This is a genomic window from Cobetia sp. AM6 (assembly GCF_009617955.1).
Classification (GTDB): domain Bacteria; phylum Pseudomonadota; class Gammaproteobacteria; order Pseudomonadales; family Halomonadaceae; genus Cobetia; species Cobetia amphilecti.
The window spans coordinates 453,904-475,782 of the sequence record NZ_AP021868.1 but is presented as its reverse complement, the minus strand read 5'-3'; the positions used below and the strand labels follow the sequence as shown (position 1 = coordinate 475,782).

General features: G+C 59.7%; 19 protein-coding genes. 9 read left to right on the top strand and 10 right to left on the bottom strand.

From position 1 onward, the window contains the following. Entirely contained in the window at positions 1–576 is a 576-nt protein-coding gene (locus tag CLAM6_RS02170) for an ANTAR domain-containing response regulator (RefSeq protein ID WP_043333728.1), read from the bottom strand. A 551-nt stretch (positions 577–1,127) separates the two neighbouring features. On the opposite strand from CLAM6_RS02170, the gene CLAM6_RS02165 reads away from it, so the two are divergent. Next, the gene (locus CLAM6_RS02165) at positions 1,128–2,486 is read left to right on the top strand and encodes a NarK family nitrate/nitrite MFS transporter (protein ID WP_043333727.1); all 1,359 of its coding nucleotides are present in this window, start codon (positions 1,128–1,130) and stop codon (positions 2,484–2,486) included. 121 nt (positions 2,487–2,607) lie between these two features. On the opposite strand, the gene CLAM6_RS17735 is transcribed toward CLAM6_RS02165, so the two are convergent. Continuing rightward, on the bottom strand, positions 2,608–2,775 hold the full coding sequence (locus CLAM6_RS17735) for a hypothetical protein (RefSeq protein ID WP_166019763.1): 168 nt from the start codon (positions 2,773–2,775) through the stop codon (positions 2,608–2,610). Positions 2,776–2,938: 163 nt separating this feature from the next. After that, positions 2,939–3,388: a GNAT family N-acetyltransferase gene (locus tag CLAM6_RS02160; protein WP_167333695.1), complete on the bottom strand. Its 450-nt coding sequence runs from the start codon at positions 3,386–3,388 to the stop codon at positions 2,939–2,941. A 45-nt stretch (positions 3,389–3,433) separates the two neighbouring features. Between CLAM6_RS02160 and CLAM6_RS17730 the strand changes: the two genes are divergently transcribed. Further along, the gene (locus CLAM6_RS17730; protein WP_167333694.1) at positions 3,434–3,751 is read left to right on the top strand and encodes a hypothetical protein; all 318 of its coding nucleotides are present in this window, start codon (positions 3,434–3,436) and stop codon (positions 3,749–3,751) included. On the opposite strand, the gene dbpA is transcribed toward CLAM6_RS17730, so the two are convergent. Continuing rightward, positions 3,741–5,141, bottom strand: a complete 1,401-nt coding sequence (gene dbpA / locus CLAM6_RS02155) for an ATP-dependent RNA helicase DbpA (RefSeq protein ID WP_043333726.1) — start codon at positions 5,139–5,141, stop codon at positions 3,741–3,743. The two genes, CLAM6_RS17730 and dbpA, sit on opposite strands and share 11 nt — an antisense overlap. A 1,107-nt stretch (positions 5,142–6,248) precedes the next feature. Between dbpA and CLAM6_RS02150 the strand changes: the two genes are divergently transcribed. Next, a complete protein-coding gene (locus CLAM6_RS02150) occupies positions 6,249–7,844 on the top strand; it encodes a hypothetical protein (protein WP_197738699.1) in 1,596 nt (531 codons plus the stop codon). A 342-nt stretch (positions 7,845–8,186) separates the two neighbouring features. Here the strand turns inward: CLAM6_RS02150 and CLAM6_RS02145 are convergent, their stop codons facing one another. Beyond that, positions 8,187–8,621 carry a hypothetical protein gene (locus CLAM6_RS02145; RefSeq protein WP_043333725.1) on the bottom strand — a complete coding sequence of 145 codons (435 nt, stop codon included), beginning with the start codon at positions 8,619–8,621 and terminating at the stop codon, positions 8,187–8,189. Positions 8,622–9,047: 426 nt separating this feature from the next. Between CLAM6_RS02145 and CLAM6_RS02140 the strand changes: the two genes are divergently transcribed. Together CLAM6_RS02140 and CLAM6_RS02135 are read left to right on the top strand one after the other, a co-directional pair. Next, complete coding sequence (locus CLAM6_RS02140; RefSeq protein WP_153635088.1) at positions 9,048–9,551, top strand: hypothetical protein; 504 nt, start codon at positions 9,048–9,050, stop codon at positions 9,549–9,551. Between the two features lie 203 nt (positions 9,552–9,754). Next, on the top strand, positions 9,755–10,069 hold the full coding sequence (locus tag CLAM6_RS02135) for a hypothetical protein (protein WP_043333722.1): 315 nt from the start codon (positions 9,755–9,757) through the stop codon (positions 10,067–10,069). A 336-nt stretch (positions 10,070–10,405) separates the two neighbouring features. Here CLAM6_RS02135 and CLAM6_RS02130 read toward each other — a convergent pair whose 3' ends face one another. From CLAM6_RS02130 to CLAM6_RS02120, 3 genes are read right to left on the bottom strand one after another with little or no spacing between them, the layout of a single operon-like run. Next, a complete protein-coding gene (locus CLAM6_RS02130) occupies positions 10,406–11,395 on the bottom strand; it encodes an IS481 family transposase (RefSeq protein ID WP_153635087.1) in 990 nt (329 codons plus the stop codon). Beyond that, the gene (locus CLAM6_RS02125) at positions 11,376–11,945 is read right to left on the bottom strand and encodes a hypothetical protein (RefSeq protein WP_153635086.1); all 570 of its coding nucleotides are present in this window, start codon (positions 11,943–11,945) and stop codon (positions 11,376–11,378) included. The genes CLAM6_RS02130 and CLAM6_RS02125 overlap by 20 nt, the downstream gene beginning before the upstream one ends. Positions 11,946–11,949: 4 nt before the next feature. After that, positions 11,950–13,194 carry an AAA family ATPase gene (locus CLAM6_RS02120; protein ID WP_084589407.1) on the bottom strand — a complete coding sequence of 415 codons (1,245 nt, stop codon included), beginning with the start codon at positions 13,192–13,194 and terminating at the stop codon, positions 11,950–11,952. Between the two features lie 514 nt (positions 13,195–13,708). On the opposite strand from CLAM6_RS02120, the gene CLAM6_RS02115 reads away from it, so the two are divergent. The 3 genes from CLAM6_RS02115 to CLAM6_RS02105 all read left to right on the top strand — a co-directional run bounded on the left by CLAM6_RS02115 (position 13,709) and on the right by CLAM6_RS02105 (position 16,564). Continuing rightward, complete coding sequence (locus CLAM6_RS02115) at positions 13,709–14,599, top strand: pseudouridine synthase (RefSeq protein ID WP_043333721.1); 891 nt, start codon at positions 13,709–13,711, stop codon at positions 14,597–14,599. 142 nt (positions 14,600–14,741) lie between these two features. After that, positions 14,742–15,935, top strand: coding sequence for a DUF3500 domain-containing protein (locus tag CLAM6_RS02110; protein WP_197738698.1), 1,194 nt, complete (start codon positions 14,742–14,744; stop codon positions 15,933–15,935). Continuing rightward, positions 15,932–16,564, top strand: a complete 633-nt coding sequence (locus CLAM6_RS02105; RefSeq protein ID WP_043333720.1) for a hypothetical protein — start codon at positions 15,932–15,934, stop codon at positions 16,562–16,564. Before CLAM6_RS02110 ends, CLAM6_RS02105 begins: the two co-directional genes overlap by 4 nt. Positions 16,565–16,737: 173 nt before the next feature. On the opposite strand, the gene guaA is transcribed toward CLAM6_RS02105, so the two are convergent. Further along, complete coding sequence (gene guaA / locus CLAM6_RS02100; protein ID WP_043333719.1) at positions 16,738–18,312, bottom strand: glutamine-hydrolyzing GMP synthase; 1,575 nt, start codon at positions 18,310–18,312, stop codon at positions 16,738–16,740. Between the two features lie 165 nt (positions 18,313–18,477). After that, the gene (guaB, locus tag CLAM6_RS02095) at positions 18,478–19,947 is read right to left on the bottom strand and encodes an IMP dehydrogenase (RefSeq protein WP_043333718.1); all 1,470 of its coding nucleotides are present in this window, start codon (positions 19,945–19,947) and stop codon (positions 18,478–18,480) included. Between the two features lie 426 nt (positions 19,948–20,373). Here guaB and xseA point away from each other — a divergent pair, with 426 nt between their 5' ends. Next, positions 20,374–21,741 (top strand): exodeoxyribonuclease VII large subunit, encoded by a 1,368-nt coding sequence (gene xseA, locus CLAM6_RS02090; RefSeq protein WP_043333717.1) that lies wholly within the window; start codon positions 20,374–20,376, stop codon positions 21,739–21,741. Positions 21,742–21,879: the final 138 nt, after the last annotated feature.

Genomic DNA, 21,879 nt, shown 5'->3' with positions numbered 1-21,879 from the left:
TCAGCGCCGACGCGCGGCCTTGAGCAGCTCATCGGCCAGCTCATGCAGGGCCAGGCGCCGGTTCATGGCGGTCTTGCGCAGGTATTGGTAGGCGGCATCTTCACTGAGCCCGCGCGTCTCCATCACCACGGCCTTGGCGCGATCGACGCTGCGCCGCTGCACCAATGTGGTCTGGGTACGGTTGAGCTCCCCCTTGAGCGCACGGTGCGCCTCGAAGCTGGTGATGGCGACCTCGACCATGCTGCGCACCATCGCTGGTATAACGTGGTCCACCACATAGGCCGAGACACCGGCGCCTGCCGCCTCACGCACGAGGTCCGGGGCATCTTCACTGGCCAGCATGATCATCGGCTTGGGATAGCGTCGCCCCAGCTGGCCGAGATGCTCCAGGGTGTCGCGGCTGGGCAGGTCGGCGTCGATGATCACCGCATCGGGCTGATGCTGCTCGACCAGCGCGTGCAGGTCCTCGTGCTCGTCAACGCGCAGCGCCACCTCGAAGCCGGCGCTCAATAGCGCCTGCTCCAGCGCGGCGGAGCGCTCACTGCGGACATCGACGATCAGCACGGTCACGGGCATGTCAGGTTTCCTTGGGTCGGGCATGAGACTTGCCGTACACCCAAGCAGGATTCGTGCCGCAATCTGGTGCAACCCTGCGGTTAAAGGCCTTCAGAGCGGCCGAGCCGAAAGCGTCGCTGCACTGCAATGAGGCATGCGCCTTGCCGACCCTCCCAGCGCCATCTTCGTGCGCCAGACTGGTACCTCGCGCCTTGCTGACGCACCGCCAGCGCGCACCCAGCCCTAGACACCGCCTGCACGTGCCAACCTATTGTCCTCGCCAAGCCATTGATCTTCTGGGACTTGTCCCGCCCACACCCCCGCAACTGGCGCGCTACTTGCTTTGTTCCTGTCACTTGCCGCACAGACGCTCTGCTGCCGGCAACCATGGCATCACCGACTGCTGCCATCGCTATCCATGACGTGGACCAGGCTCTTCGGAGTACGAGTGCGTCGAACCAGGCCCCTCAATGACGAGGCGCCCTTGCTGTCGTTCATTCACAGCCGTTCGACCACTCGCCGAGCACACCTGACTTCGTGCCCGGCACCGACGCTGAATCAGGAGCCCACTCATGGATATCCGCAACAAGGCCAGCCGCATCCGGCTGTTCAGCTTCAACACCCCGCAAATGCGCGCTTTCCACATGTCGTGGTTCGCCTTCCACGTCTGCTTCTTCGGCTGGTTCGGCATCGCGCCGCTGATGGCCGTGGTACGTGACGACCTCGGCCTGACCAAGACCCAGATCGGCAACACCATCATCGCCTCCGTCGCCATCACGGTGATCGTGCGCCTCGCCATCGGCGTGCTGTGTGATCGCATCGGGCCACGCAAGGCCTACACCTGGCTCTTGTGCCTCGGCTCGCTGCCGGTGATGTGCATCGGCTTCGCCGACAGCTTCGAATCCTTCTTTCTGGCCCGTCTGGCCATCGGTGCCATCGGCGCTTCCTTCGTCATCACCCAGTACCACACCTCCGTGATGTTCGGCCCCAACGTGGTCGGCACCGCCAACGCCACCACCGCGGGCTGGGGCAACCTGGGCGGCGGCACCACCCAGATGCTGATGCCGCTGGTGATGGCCGGCCTGCTGATGCTGGGCGTCGAGCAGACCCTGGGCTGGCGTCTGGCGATGGTCGTGCCGGGCATCGTGCTGTTCCTGACCGGTATCGCCTACTACTTCTTCACCCAGGATGCACCGGACGGCAACTTCAGCGAGCTGCGTGAGCGTGGTGAGCTGCCCAAGGCCGAGAAGGAATACAGCATGCGCGCCACCTTCGGCGCGGCGGCACGCGACATTCGCGTCTGGGCCCTCTTCCTCGTCTATGGCGCCTGTTTCGGGGTCGAGCTGACCATCAACAACGTCGCCGCCATCTACTTCTTCGATCACTTCGATCTCGACCTCGCCACCGCCGGTCTCATCGCGGGGCTGTTCGGCCTGATGAACCTGTTCGCCCGCACCCTGGGCGGCGTGTTCTCCGACCTGTTCGCCCGCCAGTCCGGCCTCAAGGGCCGCGTGCGCTGGCTGTTCATCGCGCTGCTGTGTGAAGGCGTGGCGCTGGTCGGCTTCGCCCAGATGGAAACCCTCGCGGTCGCCATCGGCATCATGCTGGTCTTCAGCCTCTTCGTGCAGATGGCGGAAGGCGCGACCTTCGGTATCGTGCCCTTCGTCAATCGCAAGGCACTCGGCGCGGTCGCCGGTATCGTCGGCGCGGGCGGCAACGCAGGCGCGGTCGCCGCGGGCTTCCTGTTCCGCAGTGAGGAGCTGACCTACCAGGAAGGCCTGATGTACCTGGGCATGGGCGTGATCGTGATCTCGCTGTTCGCACTGCTGGTGCGCTTCAGCGCCGCCACCGAGGCCGAGGAAAGCCGCGCCTACGACGCCGCCGTCGCGGACCGCAAGCAGCAGAGCGAGCAGCAGCCCGCCTCGGCATAAGCGGATTGCTTTCTCCCCGAGCCAGACACAAGAAGGCCCCGCCTCATGGGAGGCGGGGCCTTCTTGTGTCTGGCGACAGCTCAGGTCAGCGGCGACTCATCGCGGCGCTGGCATCCGAGCCTCAGCTATCGGTGGCGTTCTCGACGCTATCACCGGCTTCCTCGACGGCGTTGTCCATCTTCTCACCGGCCTTCTCCATCGGGCCTTCGTCCTCGCAACCGGCGAGCGACAGGCCACCGAGACCGAGCATGGCAATCATCAGCGAACTACCCAGAGTCTTGAGCTTCATGATGTCTCTCCTTGAATCATCGGTCGGAATGACGCGACAGCTGCCATCACACTCAGGCTGCCACGTGGTGTTACCCATGACATGGAGCTGGAGCCTTGCCGTTTCAAGGGTCACGCAACGCCGAGTTGCCTGTTGCTGATCAAAACCAACCGCTCAAGGCTGCTCAGATACCCAGCTCAGAGAAGGTATCGGGAAACTGCACTTCACCGCCCAGCCCCTCCAGATAGTCCGGCAGCAGCTCGAAGGCGACGAAGGAACCCGGCACGTCGTCATGATGGCAGTAGAGCCCGTAATGACCCGCCGGATGAAAGCCCAGGTGGGTATAGAAATCCGCATGGCCTGCCGCCACCACGGCCCCCGCCCCCAGCAGCCGGCAGCGCTTGACCGCCGAGATCACCAGCCGCTTGCCGATGCCGTGACGCTGATGCTGGGGCAGCACCGCCAGCGGCGCCAACGCCATCAGCACGCGGTCCGGGTAGCCGGAAAGCTCCACCCGCGACACCATCACATGCCCCAGCAGGCCGCCCTCGCCTTCGCTGAGGTGGCGGCCGGTCTCCGGGTCGGTGACACGCTCGGCCACCAGCGAGATCTGCGCCAGATTGCCTCGACGCAATCTGTCACCCAGGCGCGCTTCACGATGGCCGGCAAAGACGGATTCATGAATGCGGTAGATGCGCTCATGATCAATGAGACGTTCTTCACGAATGCGAAGATTATCGACGGCGTTGGCAGTCATCACGAGGTACCGAATCAGCGCCCTGATGGCCAGGGACGTTACCTCAAGCTTAGCCACCGCCCGCAGCGGCTGCGAGCGTCAATCTGCTGCTCAAAAAGCACGATGCCCGCCGTGGTGGCGGGCATCGCTTGGGGTGATATCAAGGTCGCATGGCAGATGAAAAGCCTGGTTCAGCCCCTCTCAGACATGTCGCCGATACCGGTCAGGCGCGTCACCGACGCCGCCCGCCTCAGCTCTTGAGACGACGCGCGCGGAAGGAGCGCCCCTTGAGCTTGCCATTCATCAGCTGGGTGAGTGCCGACTTGGCGACATCACGCTCCACGGCGAGGAAGGTGGTCCGCGCCAGTACCTTGATCTTGCCGATCTTGCTGCCTTCCAGGCCGCCGTCACCGGTCAGCGCGCCGAGGATATCACCGGGGCGCAGCTTGTCCTTCTTGCCGCCGTCGATCTGCAGCGTCGCCATGCGCGCATGGAACGGCTCACGCGTCAGCATGCTTTTCGAGGGCAGCGGCTCGGCTTCCAGCGTCTGCTCGAGGAATTCGCCCAGCTTGGTCAGGCGATAGTCTTCCTTCTCGGTGTACAGCGTGCAGGCGATGCCGGAGCTGCCGGCGCGGCCGGTACGCCCGACACGGTGCACGTGAGCGTCGAGATCACGCGCGATCTCGTAGTTGAACACCGCGTCCAGCGCTTCGATATCCAGCCCGCGCGCCGCGACGTCAGTGGCCACCAGAATCGAGGTGCTCTTGTTGGCGAACATCACCAGTGTCTGGTCACGCTCGCGCTGTTCGAGATCACCGTGCAGCGCCATGGCGCTGAAGCCGTGCTCATTGAGCGCGTCGCTGACTTCCTGCGCCTGACGCTTGGTGTTGCAGAACACCACGCTGGACTCCGGGCGGTACTTGAGCAGCAGGATACGCAGCGCCTCGAAGCGCGCCTCGTCATCGGCGACACGGTGAAACAGCTGACGGATGCTGCTGTCATCGTGGGTGGAGGCCACCTCGATGCTGACCGGGTCACGCAGCATGCGCTCGGCGATCGGACGCACGCCATCGGCGAAGGTCGCGCTGAACAGCAGCGTCTGACGCTCCTCCGGGGTCTCGGCGACGATGGCATCCAGCACCTCGGCGAAGCCCATGTCGAGCATGCGGTCGGCTTCATCCAGCACCAGGGTATTGAGCTCGACCAGGCTCAGGCTGCCCTTGCGCAGGTGCTCATCCACGCGTCCCGGCGTGCCGACGATGATGTGCGCGCCGTGTTCCAGCGAGCCCAGCTGCGGGCCGAAGGGCGCGCCGCCGCACAGGGTCAGCACCTTGACGTTGTGCAGGCCGCGCGCCAGACGACGGATCTCGCCGGCGACCTGATCGGCCAGCTCACGCGTCGGACACAGCACCAGTGACTGCACACGGAAGCGCGAGACCTTGAGGCGTGACAGCAGCCCCAGGCCGAAGGCAGCGGTCTTGCCGGAGCCGGTCTGGCCCTGGGCGATGACATCGCGGCCTTGCAGCATCGGCGGCAGGCTCTGCGCCTGAATCGGCGTCATGGTGTGATATTCGAGCGTGGCGAGGTTGTCGAGCAGCTCGGGCGCCAGCGCCAGAGAGGCAAAGGCAGGGGTGGCGGTGGCGTCAGTCACGGGGACATTCCTTCAATCGATGAACAGGCACGAGCCGAACGGGCTTACGCGCGGGCGCAGAGCATAGCAGAGCGTGGCCACTAACGCCTGCCACGGATGCCAGCACCTGATACCGGCTCCCCAGGCGAGATAGCCTTTTTGAGCAACGCCCTCTCTTGCCCGCCAGACTCACCTCTCAGCACACCGTATGAGCCAGCTCGAATGTGACTCAACTCAAAGCATGATTTTCGTCACGACAGGATTCGATTCCCGCCAAATATCATTTATTAATTATCGTTAATTAAACAAAATGGCCAACGGTCAGTTGGCATGTCACGAAATCCCATATCAGGCGGTGGCTGAGTCGCTGCATATTTCACGCCGTGCATTTCCTGCAGCGCACTTCACGAAAATGGCGCCGACATTCGTGACGGGATAATCATCAAGACGTTCTTGTTATCTGCCTCAGACTATCAGTGCCAATGACACACCAGGATTGGCGCATACCGAGATGGGCCCACCCCCATGCCGGGTATGAGGAATGCCACCTCTCATCAGTGATGTGCTGCTGGATACCGCTCGGCTATTGCTCGGCTACCGCAGCGGTGCCGCTGCGCGTCCAAAGGATCCATCTGAACCGATATCATGAATATCAATGACTTGCAGATAGCGAAATGCTGTCTGTGTCGCACAGGCGTTTTCGATCTCGGGGTGGTCTCCCGAATTGGATCGTTGCAAGCGTACTGACAGCTCGTGTGAAGCCGGTCATCACGCTGGTCATGAAACCGGTCATCAAGCCCGGCGCAAGGCACAGGTCGCCGGCACTCAGAACCGGCACTCAGAACCGGCAACACCATGGAAACAGCATTGACGTGAATCCGGCAGCTTCATTGCCGCAATGCACGGCATAACGCGCATGCAAGTTGCTGTAATAGCACATCAAAGAGCAAATGATATCGCACGGACAGGCGATCTTTGCCACCCGAAACACCACGGTCACCGCTGCCCCGACAACAGGGGAGCAGCAATAGAGCGGCGCAGTCTTCAAGCCGCCAGCTGTAAGAGGGGATCACACCTCTCTACCCAAACAGCCACAAGATGTCACTACGACCCAGGGAGCAAGACGACATGAAGGACCTCTTAAGAATCACGGGCTACGGATGTATCGTGGCCGGTGTCGGCCCGGCAGGCATGGGATTTCTGTTCAATGCCCTCAAGACAGGCCAGATCACGACACTGGCCCGCCACGGACTGTTGATTCTCGATGCCGGCGGTACCCACGCCAGCGGCAAGCTTGGCGCTGGTCGGCTGGGTGAATATCGCATCACCGCCAACTCGGTCGGCGATGTGTTCCTCGACTGCCTGCGCGACCCGGCACTCGCCGACGTGCTGGCCCCGCTCGAAGGCGAACCCTGCCTGGAGCGAATCCGCGCCGATCCCTACTCCTCCCCGCGACTCGATGAGATCGGCGAGCTGCTGGAAGCCGCCAGTGCGCTGGTATTGGCGCACATCACCGCCCTGCCGGGCGTCGAGATGTGGTGCGGCACCAGCCTGGACACGCTGCAGTACCTCGACGGCACCAGCATTCTGACCCTCTCGCATGAACCGGAAGTGGCCCAGCGCACGTCGCGGCTGCGCACCGAGAACCTGGTGCTCAATCTGGGCGGCCAGCAGTGCCCGGAGCGATTGACCCAGAGCCTCAATCGTCAGGGACTGACGCCGTCGCGGCGCGCACGCATCTACAGCGGCGATGAGCTGTTGCGCATGCCGCCGGGACAGCTGCGCAGCCTGCTGTTGCCGCGTCTGCGCCGTGGTGGTCGCGTCTGTGTGGTGGGTGGCTCGCACAGCGCCTTCTCGATGCTCGACGTGCTGGCCGACGCGCTGCGCAATACCCGCGTCAAGGAGATTACCCTGCTGCATCGCTCGCCGATTCGGCTGTTCTTCGAGAATGCCGAAGAAGCGCGCGCCGCAGGCTATCACTACGATGCCGAGCGCGATGTATGCCCGATCAGCGGTCGCATCAACCGCTCCGGCGGGCTGCGCTACCGGGCACTGGCCATCGGTCAGGAAATACTGGCCACCGGCCGCATCGAAGAGTGCGCGATGGACATCCAGCTGGTGCAGACCGGTCCCGGCAGTGCCCAACGCCTGGAACTGGCCAGCGAAGTACTCGCCGACGCGCCCATCGTGGTGCAGTGCAACGGCTATCAGCCGATTCTGCCCACCATCAGCGACGCCCATCATCAGCCCATCACGCTGCGTGAAGTGAATGGCGGGCTGGATTCCGATGCCAACGGCAACCCCTGCGACATCCACGGCCAGCGTCTTGCGGGCCTCTACATGTTCGGGCTGGGCGCCGGTCTCGCCGTCGACCCGACGCTGGGCAGTGAAGCCTCCTTTGATGGCCGCATCTACGGCGTCTGGCAGTTCCACAATCACGCCAGCCTGCCGGCCCTCCACGCCATCATCGCGCGCAACGCCAGTGACGACGCACTCGGCAGCGATACTGCTCACTCCGTCGGTCAGGTGATCGCCAGCGATCGCGGCATGGCAAGCGTCAGCGGCAGTGGAATGCCCAGCGACAAGAGCAGCGCAAACAGTGTCGTCAGTGAGAAAGCCAGCGCGGACAGCCTCGCACAGGCGAGCGAAGCCGAGGACTTCTCCAGCGCCCTCAAGGTGCTGAGTGACTCACTGGGCCTGCATCAGAAATCCCGCATGGCGTAGCAAGGCATGACGTGACCTGAGCAAGCACAGTGCTGCCTGTGGGCCTTGCCATCAGATGATTACGTAATGCCGGTTATGGAGCACAGTAGAAACAATCATGGGCTTTACTATCTGCACACAAGACAAATGATTGCCTTTTGGATAAACATAACAAGAAAAAACACATAACGACGCTGGAGCCCCTACTCTCCCCGGCGCAAGCAAGCAAGGCCACACGAAGACGCACGATGGCGATACCTCCCCACACAAAAGCGCCGCCCGGGCATGTCCCGAGCGGCGCTATTGTGTGTCATCTCAGCAAGGGCAGTGGCCGAACCTTGCAGCCAGCTCGACCACGGTCACTTAGCGTGCCGCTTCTTCCTCAAGACGCGCCTGCTTGCCACCGAGGGTGAAGCAGGTATCGATCTCGCGCAGCATGAACAGCGCGACACAGGCGGCCAGCATCGGCCAGGCAGCGAAGAACAGCAGGTGATCGAACGGGTCCAGATACTGCTTGAAGGCAGAGAAGGTAGACCCGGCGTGCAGCAACAGCACCAGACCGTAGGTGAGGGTCTTCTTCACGCCGGTGACGAACAGCAGCAACAACACCATCTCGATGACGGCAATCGCGATGACGATGCCCTCGCCCATGCCACCGATGGCATAGAACTTCTCGAAGATGGCGGCGGCGTGGCCAGGATTGAAGAACTTGTCCAGTGTCCACATCGTGATAACGAGGAAGACCCCGAGGCGCAGCAGCAGCAGGGAAATGCGGATTCGATCGGCGTACTTCGTCATGTCAATTCTCTCCAGGGGGAATGGGCCAGCGCTGCAACGCAGCGGGCACGTGCTGCTGTGTACGCACGAAGTGGCCGCCTGGTTGCATTGATTGATGATTTTTCTCGCAAAATTAATCACTTGGCAGCCTAGCCCGCCGCGTGACTCCTTGGCGCAAACGCCTGCTGCATAGGCCGCTTAAGCGACCCCGAGCTGCCATTGTTGGGCAATACAGCAGCAGTGACTGCCGCACAAGAGACGCTGACTCGCCCGCCATCCAACACTCTGCCCTTCTCGCTGTCTGATTCATCAGCGGCTAGCGTCTTTGCAGCCTCGCTGTCTGATTCATCAGCGGCTATGGCCTTTGCTGCCTCGCCCTGACCCTGGACCCTAGCCCTCGCCCTCGACCGGCCTGCCGGTTCGCCCTTCGCGCTGGAGTTTATCCACATGGCCTCCAAGACTGATCCCCCGTCTGCTTGTCCGTCGTCAGACGCTTCAATGCCGGGCTCTTCCACCCAGCCCCTTCCTGCGCTGCGCCGCTGGCGAGCGCCCGGGCCTGGCGACTCTCACCTGCCGCCACGCATTGCCAAGGCGCGCTTTCCGGCCTTGAGCGCCCAACTGCTGGCGCATGCCGCGCGCATTGCAGCAGAACGCGAGCGCGGCGAGATTCTCGACTACGCCTGTGCCATGAGTGCGGTGCCGACGGTGATTCAGGAGATCTGGCTGGCCAGTGGCGAGCTTGAGACATTCGCATTACGCGAAGGCATCCAGATCGAGAGCCTGGCGGAGCTGCTGGGTGAGCACACTCCGCCTGACAGCCCCGCCACCGCTGCACAAAGTGGCGAGCCAGCGCGGGTCGTGAGGCCACTTGATACTTTCGACTGGCTGCATCTGGCGCTGGAGCAGCTGTTGCAGATACATCAGGATAAGCAACGTTTACACTCAGACTGATGTATCTCGGCGCCAAAACTCGTATGGTGAGAGAGAGGCTCGGCCTGTCGTCGATCAAGATGACGCGCGAGCCTCGAGCACGACTGTCATATGCACGACTGGAACGCATTTCTGGTACGAGCAACAAGGCACGACATCAAGCACAGCACGCGGAGCAGAACATCACGATCGATCATTGAAAACGACCAGCCGAGGAGGTTCACATGAAGGTCTACAAACCTGAATGGCGTTGCACGCTCGACGTGACGGAAGGCCCCGACCCCACCGCCCGCTGGAAAACACGGCTTGCCTGGCGCTTGCGCGCCCTAGCCGACCGCTTTGATGGCGGTAGTCGTACGATGAAGATTGACTGCAATGTCACCCCGGCGCTCACCCGCGAAGAGGTCGACACCTGCCTGGGCAAGGGCTTCGCCCTCAGCCAGAACCTGATGCTGCAACTGGCCAACCACAGCGCCTGCGAAGATGTCCTACGCGACGCCAAGGCCGAGCTCTACGAAGAAGAGCAACACCCGATGTAATGGTCTGATCTGAGTAGAACCCCGCAGATCAACCCATCGGTGAACGTAGTCCGCAAGACGCATGTAAAAGCCCTCCCGGCGATGCCGGGAGGGCTTTACCTTGACCTAACATCTAATAACCCTTACTCCTCACTTAATCCAATATATGGCTCCAGAATAGGATAAAGCACTGTATCTTCAATTATACACCAGCTTATGAATGCACTATATTTAGAGGAAGGCATTATTAAAAGCTTCATTCTTTCTATAGCATTTTCTTTCTCAACTTCAAGACTCGTTTCGTCAAAATACTCACATTGTAACTCAAGAAATATATTAAACTGCTTAAAAACCTCCTTACGTGTCGGGTTCCGTCTGATTGACTATAGCTTGCGTAAACAGCTCAGGTCGTTCGACCTGCCACTCCTTCATTGCTGCTATAGGCGCTTTGTGGTGTAGTGCCTTCTGAGGAATGTGGTGGTTATAGAGCCAGCAATAACGCTCGAGTGTCTGTTCTAAATCCTCACTTGAGTCATAACGCCGAGTCGCCAGAACATCGCTGATACGCCCATTGAAGCGCTCCACCATCCCGTTCGTTTGGGGTCTGCCTGGCCTGATCAATCGATGCTCAATACCATGGTTCTGACATTCCTGATCGAAAAGATGATTTCCACTGGGCTTACGTTCGCCACCCACGGTGAAGCGATCGGTAAAGGATTTACCATTGTCCGTGAGCACGGTTCGAATCGTGAAGGGAGCCTCCTCTTCCACACGCTTCATGAACGCCTGGGCGTCCTTTGCAGATTGACTTGATCTGACCTCCAGATACACCCACCGAGTGGCACGATCAATCGCGACGTAGAGATAACGCTTCTGATCTTCGTCAGGCATTTGGGGCAGGTGCTTGATATCAATGTGCACATACCCGGGCTCATAATCCTTGAAAGGCCGATGCTTGGGCTTCTCGTCCTCCTTCGCATCTTGACGCGCCAGCTTGGCGAGAGTCGGTACATCACGTCGTTTGAGCATGCGCTGAAGCGCGGAACGCGACAGATTGGGGTTCAGGAATTCCCGAGCAACGACAAGTAGATCATCGAGCCCCAAGCGAAGCAGTTCACGAGCGGCAATGACGATCTCTTCCTGTTCTGAGGTCAGAGTCGCGAGTAGGTTATGACGTGTGTGGGAGCGATCCAGGACATCATCACGATAGCGCCAGCGCTGTATAGTTGAGACGCTGACCCCGAACTGACGAGCGAGATCTTTGTTCGTCATGCTCGAAGGAGCTGCTTGGATGTCGGCACGGATTTTCGGTGTCGTCGTCGCTTGCTTATGCAGCTTGATGTCCATGAAGCTTTTCCTGAATCAATTGCTTGATGAGCTCACGAGAGGCTAACAAAGGATAGCTTCGTTGTGAAATCCGATCATCCGGCACCCTACACTTACGCAAAGCTACAGCAGTAACCATTTTAGTATCGGTATGGTCACTATTATAAACTTTATTTAACAACTCAGCCGTCGCCAAAGTACTTTCATCTACAAGCTGTGGTTCTATTTCCAATCTTTTTGCATAAGGGGTAGTAGGTGGCTTGTGCTTTATTGCTCTCAAAACATCGGTATTTGTATCGCAGCAGTCTAGCAGATTATTATACCCCTGAAGTTTTATGTTATTGCACCGTGCACATGATAAGTATAGATTCTCCCAATCGAACTTTTTATTCAAATCTCCATTATGAGATGAAAAATGCTCTACATTAATATCTAAAGGTTCTTTAGTCTCACAAATATAGCACTTCTTGAAAAACACTTTACAAAGCTCATCCAATACATCTTTAGAATTGTATTTTTGACGACGTGATAGAGACGAGGGCGCTTCTCGTGTTCTTATTGTATTAAACATGGCTCTAAACCTCTTTCTTGCTTTTACGAATAGCAACCTTTGCTAAATTAACGTAATACAACGTCTCTGGATCTAGATCGTCGTCTTTAGGGAGTCTACTTAATATATCTTTTATCTTAGCGATATCTATAAAACTGCTACTTGTGAGCTTGTTTAAGTAGCTGATCTTTTCTTGCATATTGTTAGATACTGGTAGCACATCAAAAAGTCCTTCCAAAATAGATTCATAAGAGTACATAGACAAATCATCTATTTGCTTATTAGATGATAGATCATAGATCACAGCATCTTCGACTGATGAAACTACAAATGGTGAATGAGTAGTAACAATAAACTGAACTTTTGGGAAAGATATTGTTAGGAATGAAAGTATCTTCTTTTGTAAAGAAACATGTAAATGCGCATCGATTTCATCTATGAGCACTACTCCTGTTAACTCACTAGGATCTACTGAGTAAAGTGAAACCTTTGTGATTAACTCCGCATATATAGCCATTATAGAAGAAAAGCCAGATGATAAAGATTGTAATGTATAAGGTTTTTTTCCTGACTGATTTATTTCGAAAGAAAGTGTGTCTGATTTAAATTTTATATTTAGAGAATTATCCTCGAATAGGTTTTTCAAATCTTCCTCTAGCTTAACAAACCATTTGTTAATTCGTTTGGCCTCTCCCGCATCATTATTTATATTAGGAGATTCCGAGAAAGCTTGGAGAGCCATATTAGATACTAAAAACTGTTCAAAAAGAGAAGAGCTAGACTTAAGCTCCCTGTCCATAGATGTTCTTCTGTCTTGTTCGCGCAACTTATCAAAACTAACAATAGATGTTGGTTTGACAATTTCTGACTTCCTCATGGCCCCAAAATTAGATAATATTGCTGTAGATTTTTCGACCTTTAACACAAAATCATCTAACCCATTAATAACAACAGGCGGTCGTTGTGCTTTAGCAAGTGCAAGCCGAAGATTATTTAGGTTTTCCTTTGTAATCTTATAGTTTTGAGACGAAACATTCAAAGTGCCAATATAATATTCCGTGTTCCTGATATCACGCTCAACATCATTAACATTTTTATTGTCACGCTCAATAACAGAAGACCATAACTCCTTATAAATACAGCTTAACAGTTGTGTCTTGCCACACCCATTAGAGCCAGTTATGATTAAATTCCTTCCCTTAAGATCAATTCTTACCTCTTTACCAGTACTAGGGATAACCAGGTCTATTTCTTCAATATATTTTGTCATCAGACAACCCTTATTAGCATTAATCGGCGAAAATTGAATTAGGAGGTTAGCTAGGCGCTATTTTTTGATCTCATATAAAGATAATATGCTCCTACAACAAAGCAACTGGATTACGAATATTATGAGCACTTAATAAATTACGATATTACACAACTTCTCTCATTCCCCCTTGACTCACAATCAACCTTCTAATTTCACAGATAATACTTAACGTCGCTGCTCAAGGCTCTACGACAAAGTCGGCGTCCACTGCAGAGACAAACGCAGAGCTCTCTTGACAATAGCCTAAAATTATCATGTAGGTAAATGCGCGATGGTAGCTCTTGATGACAACGATATACAGCCGGATTCCTATTTCGTGTCGCAAATACTGACTGGACGTTGATCAGTGTCATAAGACCCGATCATATATCGGCGACACAGATAACCTATCCTCTACTGACACTCGCTCCCCACCTCACCCTGTACAATGGCTCCCTCAAGCCGCCCCCCCCCCCTCAACCTCAGGCCTTCCATGTCCATTTCCGCGCGTCCTTCCAAGCTGAGCCTGCCTCAGGTCAATCCCGGTGTGACGACGGTGCTGGAGTATCTGCTGCTCAAGTTTCCGGCGATTGCCGAGTCACGCTGGCGCGAGCGCATGGCCGAGGGCAAGGTGCATCGCGATGATGGCTCGCGGATTACGCCAGAGTCGCCCTACCAGCCACATCTACGCGTGTTCTATTACCGCGAGGTGGCAAGCGAGCCGAGCATCCCCTTCGCGGAGCGGATTCTCTATCAGGATGAGCACATTCTGGTGGCCTACAAGCCGCATTTTCTGCCGGTGACACCCGGCGGCCTGTACGTGAATGAGTGCCTGCAGCAGCGACTGCGCAAGCGCACCGGGATAGAGGCGCTGCAGGCGGTGCATCGCCTGGATAGGGTCACGGCGGGGCTGGTGCTGTGCTCCGTCAATCCCGACACGCGCCCCCTCTATCATCAGCTGTTCAAGTCGCGGAATATCCACAAGACCTATCAGGCCATCGCGGAGACCCACAGCGATGAGTCCCTGGTGGGCCAGCAGTGGGAGGTGAAGAATCGTCTCGAGCAGAGCGAGCAACGCTTCCGCATTCATGTCACCGACGGCGCGGCCAACAGCCACTCGGTGATTCGCTGCGTGCAGCAGACAGACCGCCAGGCATTGTTCGAGCTGCATCCTGTCACCGGCAGAACCCACCAGCTACGCGTGCACATGCAGACGCTGGGCTGGCCGATTCTGAATGACCGCTACTACCCCGTGCTGCAACCGCTCTCGCCGGATGACTACGCGCGCCCCCTGCAGCTGCTCTCCAAGGGATTCGAGTTCATTGACCCCGTCACCGGCGAGGAAAGGTGCTTCGAATACGACGGTGACCTGACACTGGCGTGAGCCGTGACATGGCCCGTGGCTGTCGTCGCCAGCCGACGCACAGCCCACCGCATGTGCACAAAGAAATCATCTGGCGAAGGCTTCCTGCTCGACGTCAGGCGGGCTAAGGTTTTCCTCCTGTCCCCGGAAAATAGGCCCATCGATGTCCCGACGTCTCGCAGTGACCGGAGGAGCCGCGCTGGCCGCGCTCCTGTCCTTCCCCGTCCTCGCACAGCAAGGGCACGATGGGCCGCCGCCCGATCACGATGGCCCGCCGCCGATGTCAGCGGAAGACCAGGCGCTGAGCGAGGCGCTGCGCGCGCGCATGGGCGACACCAGCACCCAGATGCAGAGCGTGCCCATCCCCGAGAGCGCCGCCGAGTGCGGCGACACACCCGGTTATGCGCGCATGCTGTGCCTGATTGATCTGCTCAAGGCGGATATCTCCGACGACGACATCCTGCAGAACCTCCAGCATGACTACTCCCTCGCTGAGGCCGAGAACTGGAGCAATCTGCCCGCTGGCGCCTTCCCGAAACGCCCCGGCGTGCTGCTGGGCGAGCTGAACATCAAGCAGCGCGGCCTCGTCAAAGCCATCATGCTGGAAGCCACCGGCCACGCGCCCGATGAAGGCTTCGACGAGATGCTCCAGACGCTCAACGCCGATGACTACATCAACACCGTCAGCACCGACTACAAGGCCGGTTACTCCTCCTACAACACCAAGTTCGCCTTCCTCGGCACGCCCGGCGAGACCGGCACCTGGGAGCTGTACTACGGTGGCCACCACATGGCCTTCGCCAACACCTATACCGACGGCAAGCTGGCCGGTGCCACGCCCTCCTTCCGTGGTGTAGAACCCTTCCCCTATTTCGAGATGAACGGCCGGGTGAACGAGCCGCTGACCCAGGAGCGCGATGCCTTCGCCACCCTGTTGAGCTCGCTCTCCGATGACCAGAAGGCCGAGGCCACGCTGGCAGGCACCTACCGCGATATCCTCGCTGGCCCCCAGGCCGACGATGCCATCCCCGAAAGCTATGAAGGCCTGCCGGTCTCCGAGTTGGATGATGACCAGCGAGCGCTGCTGCTGACGGCCATCGAAACCTATGTGGACGACATCTCCGCCCCCGAAGCCGCGGCCTACATGGAGAAGTACACCTCCGAGCTTCCCGAGACCTATCTCGGCTTCTCCGGCACGCCGCAGGTCAGCGCCGAAAACGATTATGTGCGCATACACGGCCCGTCGCTGTGGATCGAATTCTCGTTGCAGTCCAACAAGTCCACCGACAAGGTCGGCAACCATCCGCACTCGGTATGGCGTGACCGCACCGACGACTACGGCGGCCAGAGCGAATGACCCGCAGCTCGCCGTGGCGCGCGGCGCTGCTCACGCTCGCGGTGATGATCGGCGGTATTGCCACGGGAATCAGCGGCATGGGTGTCAGCGGCATGGGCATCATCCAGTCGGCTCACGCCCATGCCCTGCCCGGCAGCACGCTCATCTTCCAGCAGCAGCCGCAGCACACGCTCAAGCTCACTCTCCAGTTCCCGCGTGAAGACCTGCTGATCGCAGCGCCACAACTGGCAGCGCTGGGTGACGCCAAGCCCGATGCTCCCTTGGCGCAGACGCTGACAGATCAACTCAGCGACTATCTCAATCAGCATCTGGCACTCTCCAAGGATGGCGACGCGCTACCGCTGACGCTCACCGAGGCGCATCTCACCTCCACCTATCAGCCACAACTCGGCGACTACCTGCTGGTCGTCACTCAATGGAATGTGAAGACCGAGCAAGCCGATCTGGACTCACTGCTGCTGAAGTACGACGCCGTGATGCACGAAGTCCGCAATCACCGCGCCGAAGTCGAATGGCAAACTCCCGCAGGCGACACCCGCCTGTTGGCCGACTTCGGCTTCTTCCACTCCGCCCACGGCGTCCGGCTCGATCTACGCAAGGCCAGGCAGGCGCCAGCCAAGCAGGAGTGAGCCGAGCTGGAGTAAACAAGGCGGTAAGCGTTTCCTGAATCGCGCCCACAAAAAAGCCCTTCCAGCCAATGGCCAGAAGGGCTTTTTGCTTGCTGCGTTCTCGTCTCGATCAGCTCAAGAGACCGTCAAGACAGAACGCTGCGTCAGCTCAGCGAGGGGGGATCGTCAGGCGATCATTCCCACTCGATGGTGGCCGGCGGCTTGCTGCTGACGTCATAGGTGACGCGCGAGACGTGCTCCAGCTCGTTGATGATGCGGTTGGAGACCTTCTCCAGCAGCTCATACGGCAGGTGCGCCCAGCGGGCAGTCATGAAGTCGACGGTCTCGACGGCACGAATGGCGATGACCCACTCGTAACGACGGCCATCGCCGACGACGCCGACGGACTTGACCGGCAGGAAGACGGCAAACGCCTGGCTGGTCTTGTGGTACCAGTCGAAGTTGTGCAGCTCTTCGATGAAGATGGCGTCGGCTTCACGCAGGATATCTGCGTATTCCTTCTTCACTTCACCGAGGATACGCACGCCCAGACCCGGCCCCGGGAAGGGGTGACGGTAGACCATGTCGTAGGGCAGGCCGAGTTCGAGGCCGACCTTGCGGACTTCGTCCTTGAACAGCTCGCGCAGCGGCTCGACCAGTTCCATCTTCATGTCGTCCGGCAGGCCGCCGACATTGTGGTGGGACTTGATGACGTGAGACTTGCCGGTCTTGCTGGCAGCGGATTCGATCACGTCCGGGTAGATGGTGCCCTGAGCGAGGAAGTCGACATCCTTGAGCTTGGCGGCTTCGGCATCGAACACTTCGATGAAGGTGTTGCCGATGGCCTTGCGCTTGGCTTCCGGGTCGCTGACGCCAGCCAGCTTGCCGAGGAAGAGGTCTTCGGCGTCAACACGGATGACCTTCACGCCCATGTGGCGAGAGAAGGTTTCCATGACCTGGTCGCCTTCCTTCTTGCGCAGCAGGCCGTTGTCGACGAAGACGCAGGTCAGCTGGTCGCCGATGGCCTTGTGCAGCAGCGCCGCGACCACGGAGGAGTCGACGCCGCCGGACAGGCCGAGCAGCACCTTGCGGTCACCGACCTGAGCGCGAACGCGATCCGTGAGGTCTTCGATGATCTTGGCCGGAGTCCACAGACGCTCGGACTGGCAGATCTCGATCACGAAGTGCTCGAGGATGCGCTGGCCCTGCAGGGTGTGGGTGACTTCCGGGTGGAACTGCACGCCGTAGAACTGCTTCTCTTCCCACGCCATGGCGGCGATCGGGCAGCTCGGGGTGGAGGCGGTGACGGTGAAGGTCTCCGGGACTTGCGCGACCTTGTCACCGTGGCTCATCCAGACGTCGAGCAGCGGGCGGCCTTCGTCGTCCAGGTGGTCCTTGATGTCCTTGAACAGCGCGGACTCACCGTCGACACGAATCTGGGCATAGCCGAATTCGCGCATGTTGGAGCCTTCGACCTTGCCGCCGAGCTGCTCGGCCATGGTCTGCATGCCGTAACAGATGCCGAACACCGGCAGACCCATCTCGAACACGCACTCAGGCGCACGCGGCGAGTCCAGCTCGGTGACGGATTCCGGGCCACCGGCCAGGATGATGCCGTTGGGGTTGTACTCGCGGATCTCTTCTTCGGTGATGTCGAAGGCACGCACCTCGGAGAACACGCCCAGCTCACGCACGCGACGCGCGATCAGCTGTGTGTACTGGGAACCGAAATCGAGGATCAGGATCTTGTGGGAATGGATGTCTTGCATCTTCAGTCTCTCATTGGGGAGTCGTGAGACCCGCTTCGGAGCTGCGAGGGAGCGCAGGGCCGAAACAATCTGGCGTCGAGGGTAGCCGATACCGAAAGTTCGTTCGACCCAAGCAAAGCGGGAACCCGTGTTGGGCTCCCGCTTTGCGTCGCGCTTCGCTATGTATCAGTCGCGCCGATAGTTGGGCGCTTCCTTGGTGATCTGCACGTCGTGGACGTGGGATTCGGCGAAGCCGGCACCGGTGATCTGCACGAATTGCGGCACGGTGCGCATCTCTTCGATGGTCTGGCTACCGGTGTAGCCCATGGAGGCACGCAGGCCGCCCATCAGCTGGTGCACGATGGCGCTCATCATGCCCTTGTAGGGCACGCGGCCTTCGATGCCTTCCGGTACCAGCTTCTCGACGCCGGCATTCTTGTCCTGGAAGTAACGGTCGCTGGAACCCTGGGTCTGGGACATGGCGCCCATGGAACCCATGCCGCGATACGCCTTGTAGGTACGACCCTGGAACAGCTCGACTTCGCCCGGCGCTTCTTCTGTCCCGGCGAGCAGGCCGCCGATCATGACGATGCTGGCGCCTGCGGCGATGGCCTTGGCGATGTCACCGGAGAAGCGGATACCGCCATCGGCGATGACCGGCACGTCGTACTTGGCCATGGCGGCCGCGACGTTGGCGACGGCGCTCATCTGCGGCACACCGACACCGGCGACGATACGCGTGGTGCAGATGGAACCCGGGCCGATACCGACCTTGACGCCGTCTGCGCCGGCTTCTGCCAGGGCGATGGCGGCTTCAGCGGTCGCGATGTTGCCACCGATGACCTGAATCTTCGGGTGGTGCTCCTTGACCCAGGCGACGCGGTCGATCACGCCCTTGGAGTGACCGTGAGCGGTGTCGACGACGATGACGTCAACGCCGGCTTCGGCCAGTGCAGCGACGCGGTCGGGGGTTTCCGGGCCTGTGCCGACGGCGGCGCCGACCAGCAGGCTGCCGTTGCTGTCTTTTGCCGCGTTCGGGTAGGTCTTGACCTTCTCGATGTCGCGAACGGTGACGAGGCCGCGCAGGCGGAACTCTTCATCGACGATCGGCATCTTCTCGATACGGCTTTCCTGCAGCTTGGCCTTGATCTGGTCCAGCGGCGTGCCTTCCAGCACGGTGACCAGCTTCTCGCGGCCGGTCATGATGCCGGCGACGGTATCGCTGAAGTCAGGCTGGAAGCGCATGTCGCGACCGGTCACGATGCCGACCAGGTATTCGCCCTCGACCACCGGGAAGCCGGAGTAGCCATGCTCCTCGGACATTGCCAGCAGATCCTGGATCTTGGCCTTCGGGCTGACAGTGACCGGGTCACGCACGATGACGCTTTCGTGCTTCTTGACCTTGCGGACTTCCGCGGCCTGCTGGGCGATGCTCATGCTCTTGTGGATGATGCCGACACCACCTTCCTGCGCCATGGCGATGGCCAGGCGAGCTTCGGTGACGGTATCCATCGCAGAGGAGATAAGCGGGATATTGACGCTGATGTCGCGTGTGAGACGTGATCTCAGGCTGACGTCCTTGGGGAGGACCTCGGAGTAGCCGGGGACGAGAAGAACGTCATCAAACGTCAGAGCTTCTTGCGCTATACGTAGCATGTCGAACGCCCAGTAGCAGTTTATGAGGGATGCGCGAAAGCCGCAGTGCAGGGCCCGATGGACAGGCGCCATGACTACGGTTCTAGCGGTTGCTGCGAGGTAATCACCCATGATAACCCATTCGCCCCGCCCGAGACAAACGTCGCAGGCTATCAAACTCGCAACTTCACGTCCCGACGACACTAACCATCTGGTCAACTAAAGCCACGGATGGCGCGGCCTGCGGGCTGGCGGGCGGTGAGTCACCTTGCCAGAGCCGAGCCTTGCTGGGTGCCGGCCAGCGCATCCCGAGGATCGCTTTGGATCGTCTCTCGCTTCTCGCCTGTGGCATCATTGTCTTGTTCACTTCACAAGCTTCAGTGCTTCACAACTTCAATAGTCGCCCTCACTCAAGCTCCCCGTCAGCTCCAGCACAAGGAATGTCGCGTGTTCGAAACCTCGTCTGCCGCCAACGCCATCAGCGTGACCCAGCTCAACCGCGAGGCCAAGGGCCTGCTGGAGCGAGGCCTGGGGGAGCTCTGGATCGAGGGGGAGATCTCGGGCTTTTCGCAGCCGCGCTCCGGCCACTGCTACTTCACGCTCAAGGATGACAACGCCCAGGTGCGCTGTGCGCTGTTCAAGAGCCGCGCCCAGTTTCTGCGCGAGAAACCCAGGGATGGCGATCGGGTGCGGGTGCGCGCCAAGGTGTCGCTGTTCGAGGCGCGTGGCGACTATCAGCTGATCGTCGAGGCGTTGCAGCAGGCGGGGCTGGGGGAGTGGCTGGCGCGACTGGCACGCCTGAGGGAGCAACTGGCGGCCGAGGGCGTGTTCGCCAATCAGCGCGCCCTGCCCCATCCGCCGCGCCATCTGGGCGTGATCACCTCCGCCACCGGCGCGGCGCTGCAGGACGTGATCGCGGTGACGCGCAAGCGCTGGCCGCAGGCGCATCTGAGCGTGTTGCCGGTCGCCGTGCAGGGGCCGCAGGCGGTGCCGCAGCTGATTCGCGCGGTGGCGATGGCCAATCGCGACAGCGACTGTGATGCGCTGCTGATCACGCGTGGCGGCGGCAGCCTGGAAGACCTGTGGGCCTTCAATGATCAGCATCTGGCGCGCGCCATCTTCCACTCGCGCCTGCCGGTGGTGGCCGCCATCGGCCACGAGACCGACACCACCCTGGCGGAGCTGGCCGCCGACCTGCGCGCGCCGACGCCCTCTGCTGCTGCCGAGGCGCTGTACCCGGACCAACGCGCCCAGGTGCAGCAACTGACCGCCCTCAAGCAGCGCCTGTGGCGCGCGCAGCGTGCCCGCCTCGATCAGGCGGCGCAGCGGCTGGATCATGCCCGCTCGCGCCTGCGTCATCCGGCGCGTGAGCTGGAAACCCAGCGCCAGCGTGCCCGCGAGCTGGAACGCCGCCTGCACACCGCAGTGCGCATGCGCATGACCAGTGAGCAGCAGAAGGCCGATCAGCTGACCCGCCGCCTGCAGCAGGCCAGCCCCGCGCGCGATATCCAGCGCCATCGTCAGCAACTGGCGATGCTGACCCCGCGCCTCAACAACGCCCTGCCACGTCGCCTGGCCGCTGATCGTGAGCGCCTGGAAGGCGCGATGCGCGCGCTGAATGCAGTCAGCCCGCTCAATGTGCTCAACCGTGGCTACGCCATCGTCGAGCGTGTCGGCAGCCAGACGCCGGCACCCGGCGACAGCAAGGTGATTCGCGCCGCCCACCAGACCCAGCCCGGCGAGATGCTCTCGATCCGCCTCGGCGAAGGCCGCCTCGCCGTCGAGGTCAAACGCCGCTACAAGCCGCGCCCCTGATCCCCTGCCTTGCCTCGGCATGACGAGAACAAGACGCAAAAAGCCCCGCTACCTGAACAGGTAACGGGGCTTTTTCATGAGCGCTTCACGTCCGATACACCAAGCCGCTTTTGCACTCACGCTTTACGCGCGTGGGCT

What these genes read in the sequence shown, in the direction of transcription:
- CLAM6_RS02170 (WP_043333728.1), bottom strand. Translation starts at nt 576, where the DNA reads ATGCCCGTGACCGTGCTGATCGTCGATGTCCGCAGTGAGCGCTCCGCC.
- CLAM6_RS02165 (WP_043333727.1), top strand. Translation starts at nt 1,128, where the DNA reads ATGGATATCCGCAACAAGGCCAGCCGCATCCGGCTGTTCAGCTTCAAC.
- CLAM6_RS17735 (WP_166019763.1), bottom strand. Translation starts at nt 2,775, where the DNA reads ATGAAGCTCAAGACTCTGGGTAGTTCGCTGATGATTGCCATGCTCGGT.
- CLAM6_RS17730 (WP_167333694.1), top strand. Translation starts at nt 3,434, where the DNA reads ATGAATGCGGTAGATGCGCTCATGATCAATGAGACGTTCTTCACGAAT.
- CLAM6_RS02150 (WP_197738699.1), top strand. Translation starts at nt 6,249, where the DNA reads ATGAAGGACCTCTTAAGAATCACGGGCTACGGATGTATCGTGGCCGGT.
- CLAM6_RS02145 (WP_043333725.1), bottom strand. Translation starts at nt 8,621, where the DNA reads ATGACGAAGTACGCCGATCGAATCCGCATTTCCCTGCTGCTGCTGCGC.
- CLAM6_RS02140 (WP_153635088.1), top strand. Translation starts at nt 9,048, where the DNA reads ATGGCCTCCAAGACTGATCCCCCGTCTGCTTGTCCGTCGTCAGACGCT.
- CLAM6_RS02135 (WP_043333722.1), top strand. Translation starts at nt 9,755, where the DNA reads ATGAAGGTCTACAAACCTGAATGGCGTTGCACGCTCGACGTGACGGAA.
- CLAM6_RS02130 (WP_153635087.1), bottom strand. Translation starts at nt 11,395, where the DNA reads ATGGACATCAAGCTGCATAAGCAAGCGACGACGACACCGAAAATCCGT.
- CLAM6_RS02125 (WP_153635086.1), bottom strand. Translation starts at nt 11,945, where the DNA reads ATGTTTAATACAATAAGAACACGAGAAGCGCCCTCGTCTCTATCACGT.
- CLAM6_RS02120 (WP_084589407.1), bottom strand. Translation starts at nt 13,194, where the DNA reads ATGACAAAATATATTGAAGAAATAGACCTGGTTATCCCTAGTACTGGT.
- CLAM6_RS02115 (WP_043333721.1), top strand. Translation starts at nt 13,709, where the DNA reads ATGTCCATTTCCGCGCGTCCTTCCAAGCTGAGCCTGCCTCAGGTCAAT.
- CLAM6_RS02110 (WP_197738698.1), top strand. Translation starts at nt 14,742, where the DNA reads ATGTCCCGACGTCTCGCAGTGACCGGAGGAGCCGCGCTGGCCGCGCTC.
- CLAM6_RS02105 (WP_043333720.1), top strand. Translation starts at nt 15,932, where the DNA reads ATGACCCGCAGCTCGCCGTGGCGCGCGGCGCTGCTCACGCTCGCGGTG.
- guaA (WP_043333719.1), bottom strand. Translation starts at nt 18,312, where the DNA reads ATGCAAGACATCCATTCCCACAAGATCCTGATCCTCGATTTCGGTTCC.
- guaB (WP_043333718.1), bottom strand. Translation starts at nt 19,947, where the DNA reads ATGCTACGTATAGCGCAAGAAGCTCTGACGTTTGATGACGTTCTTCTC.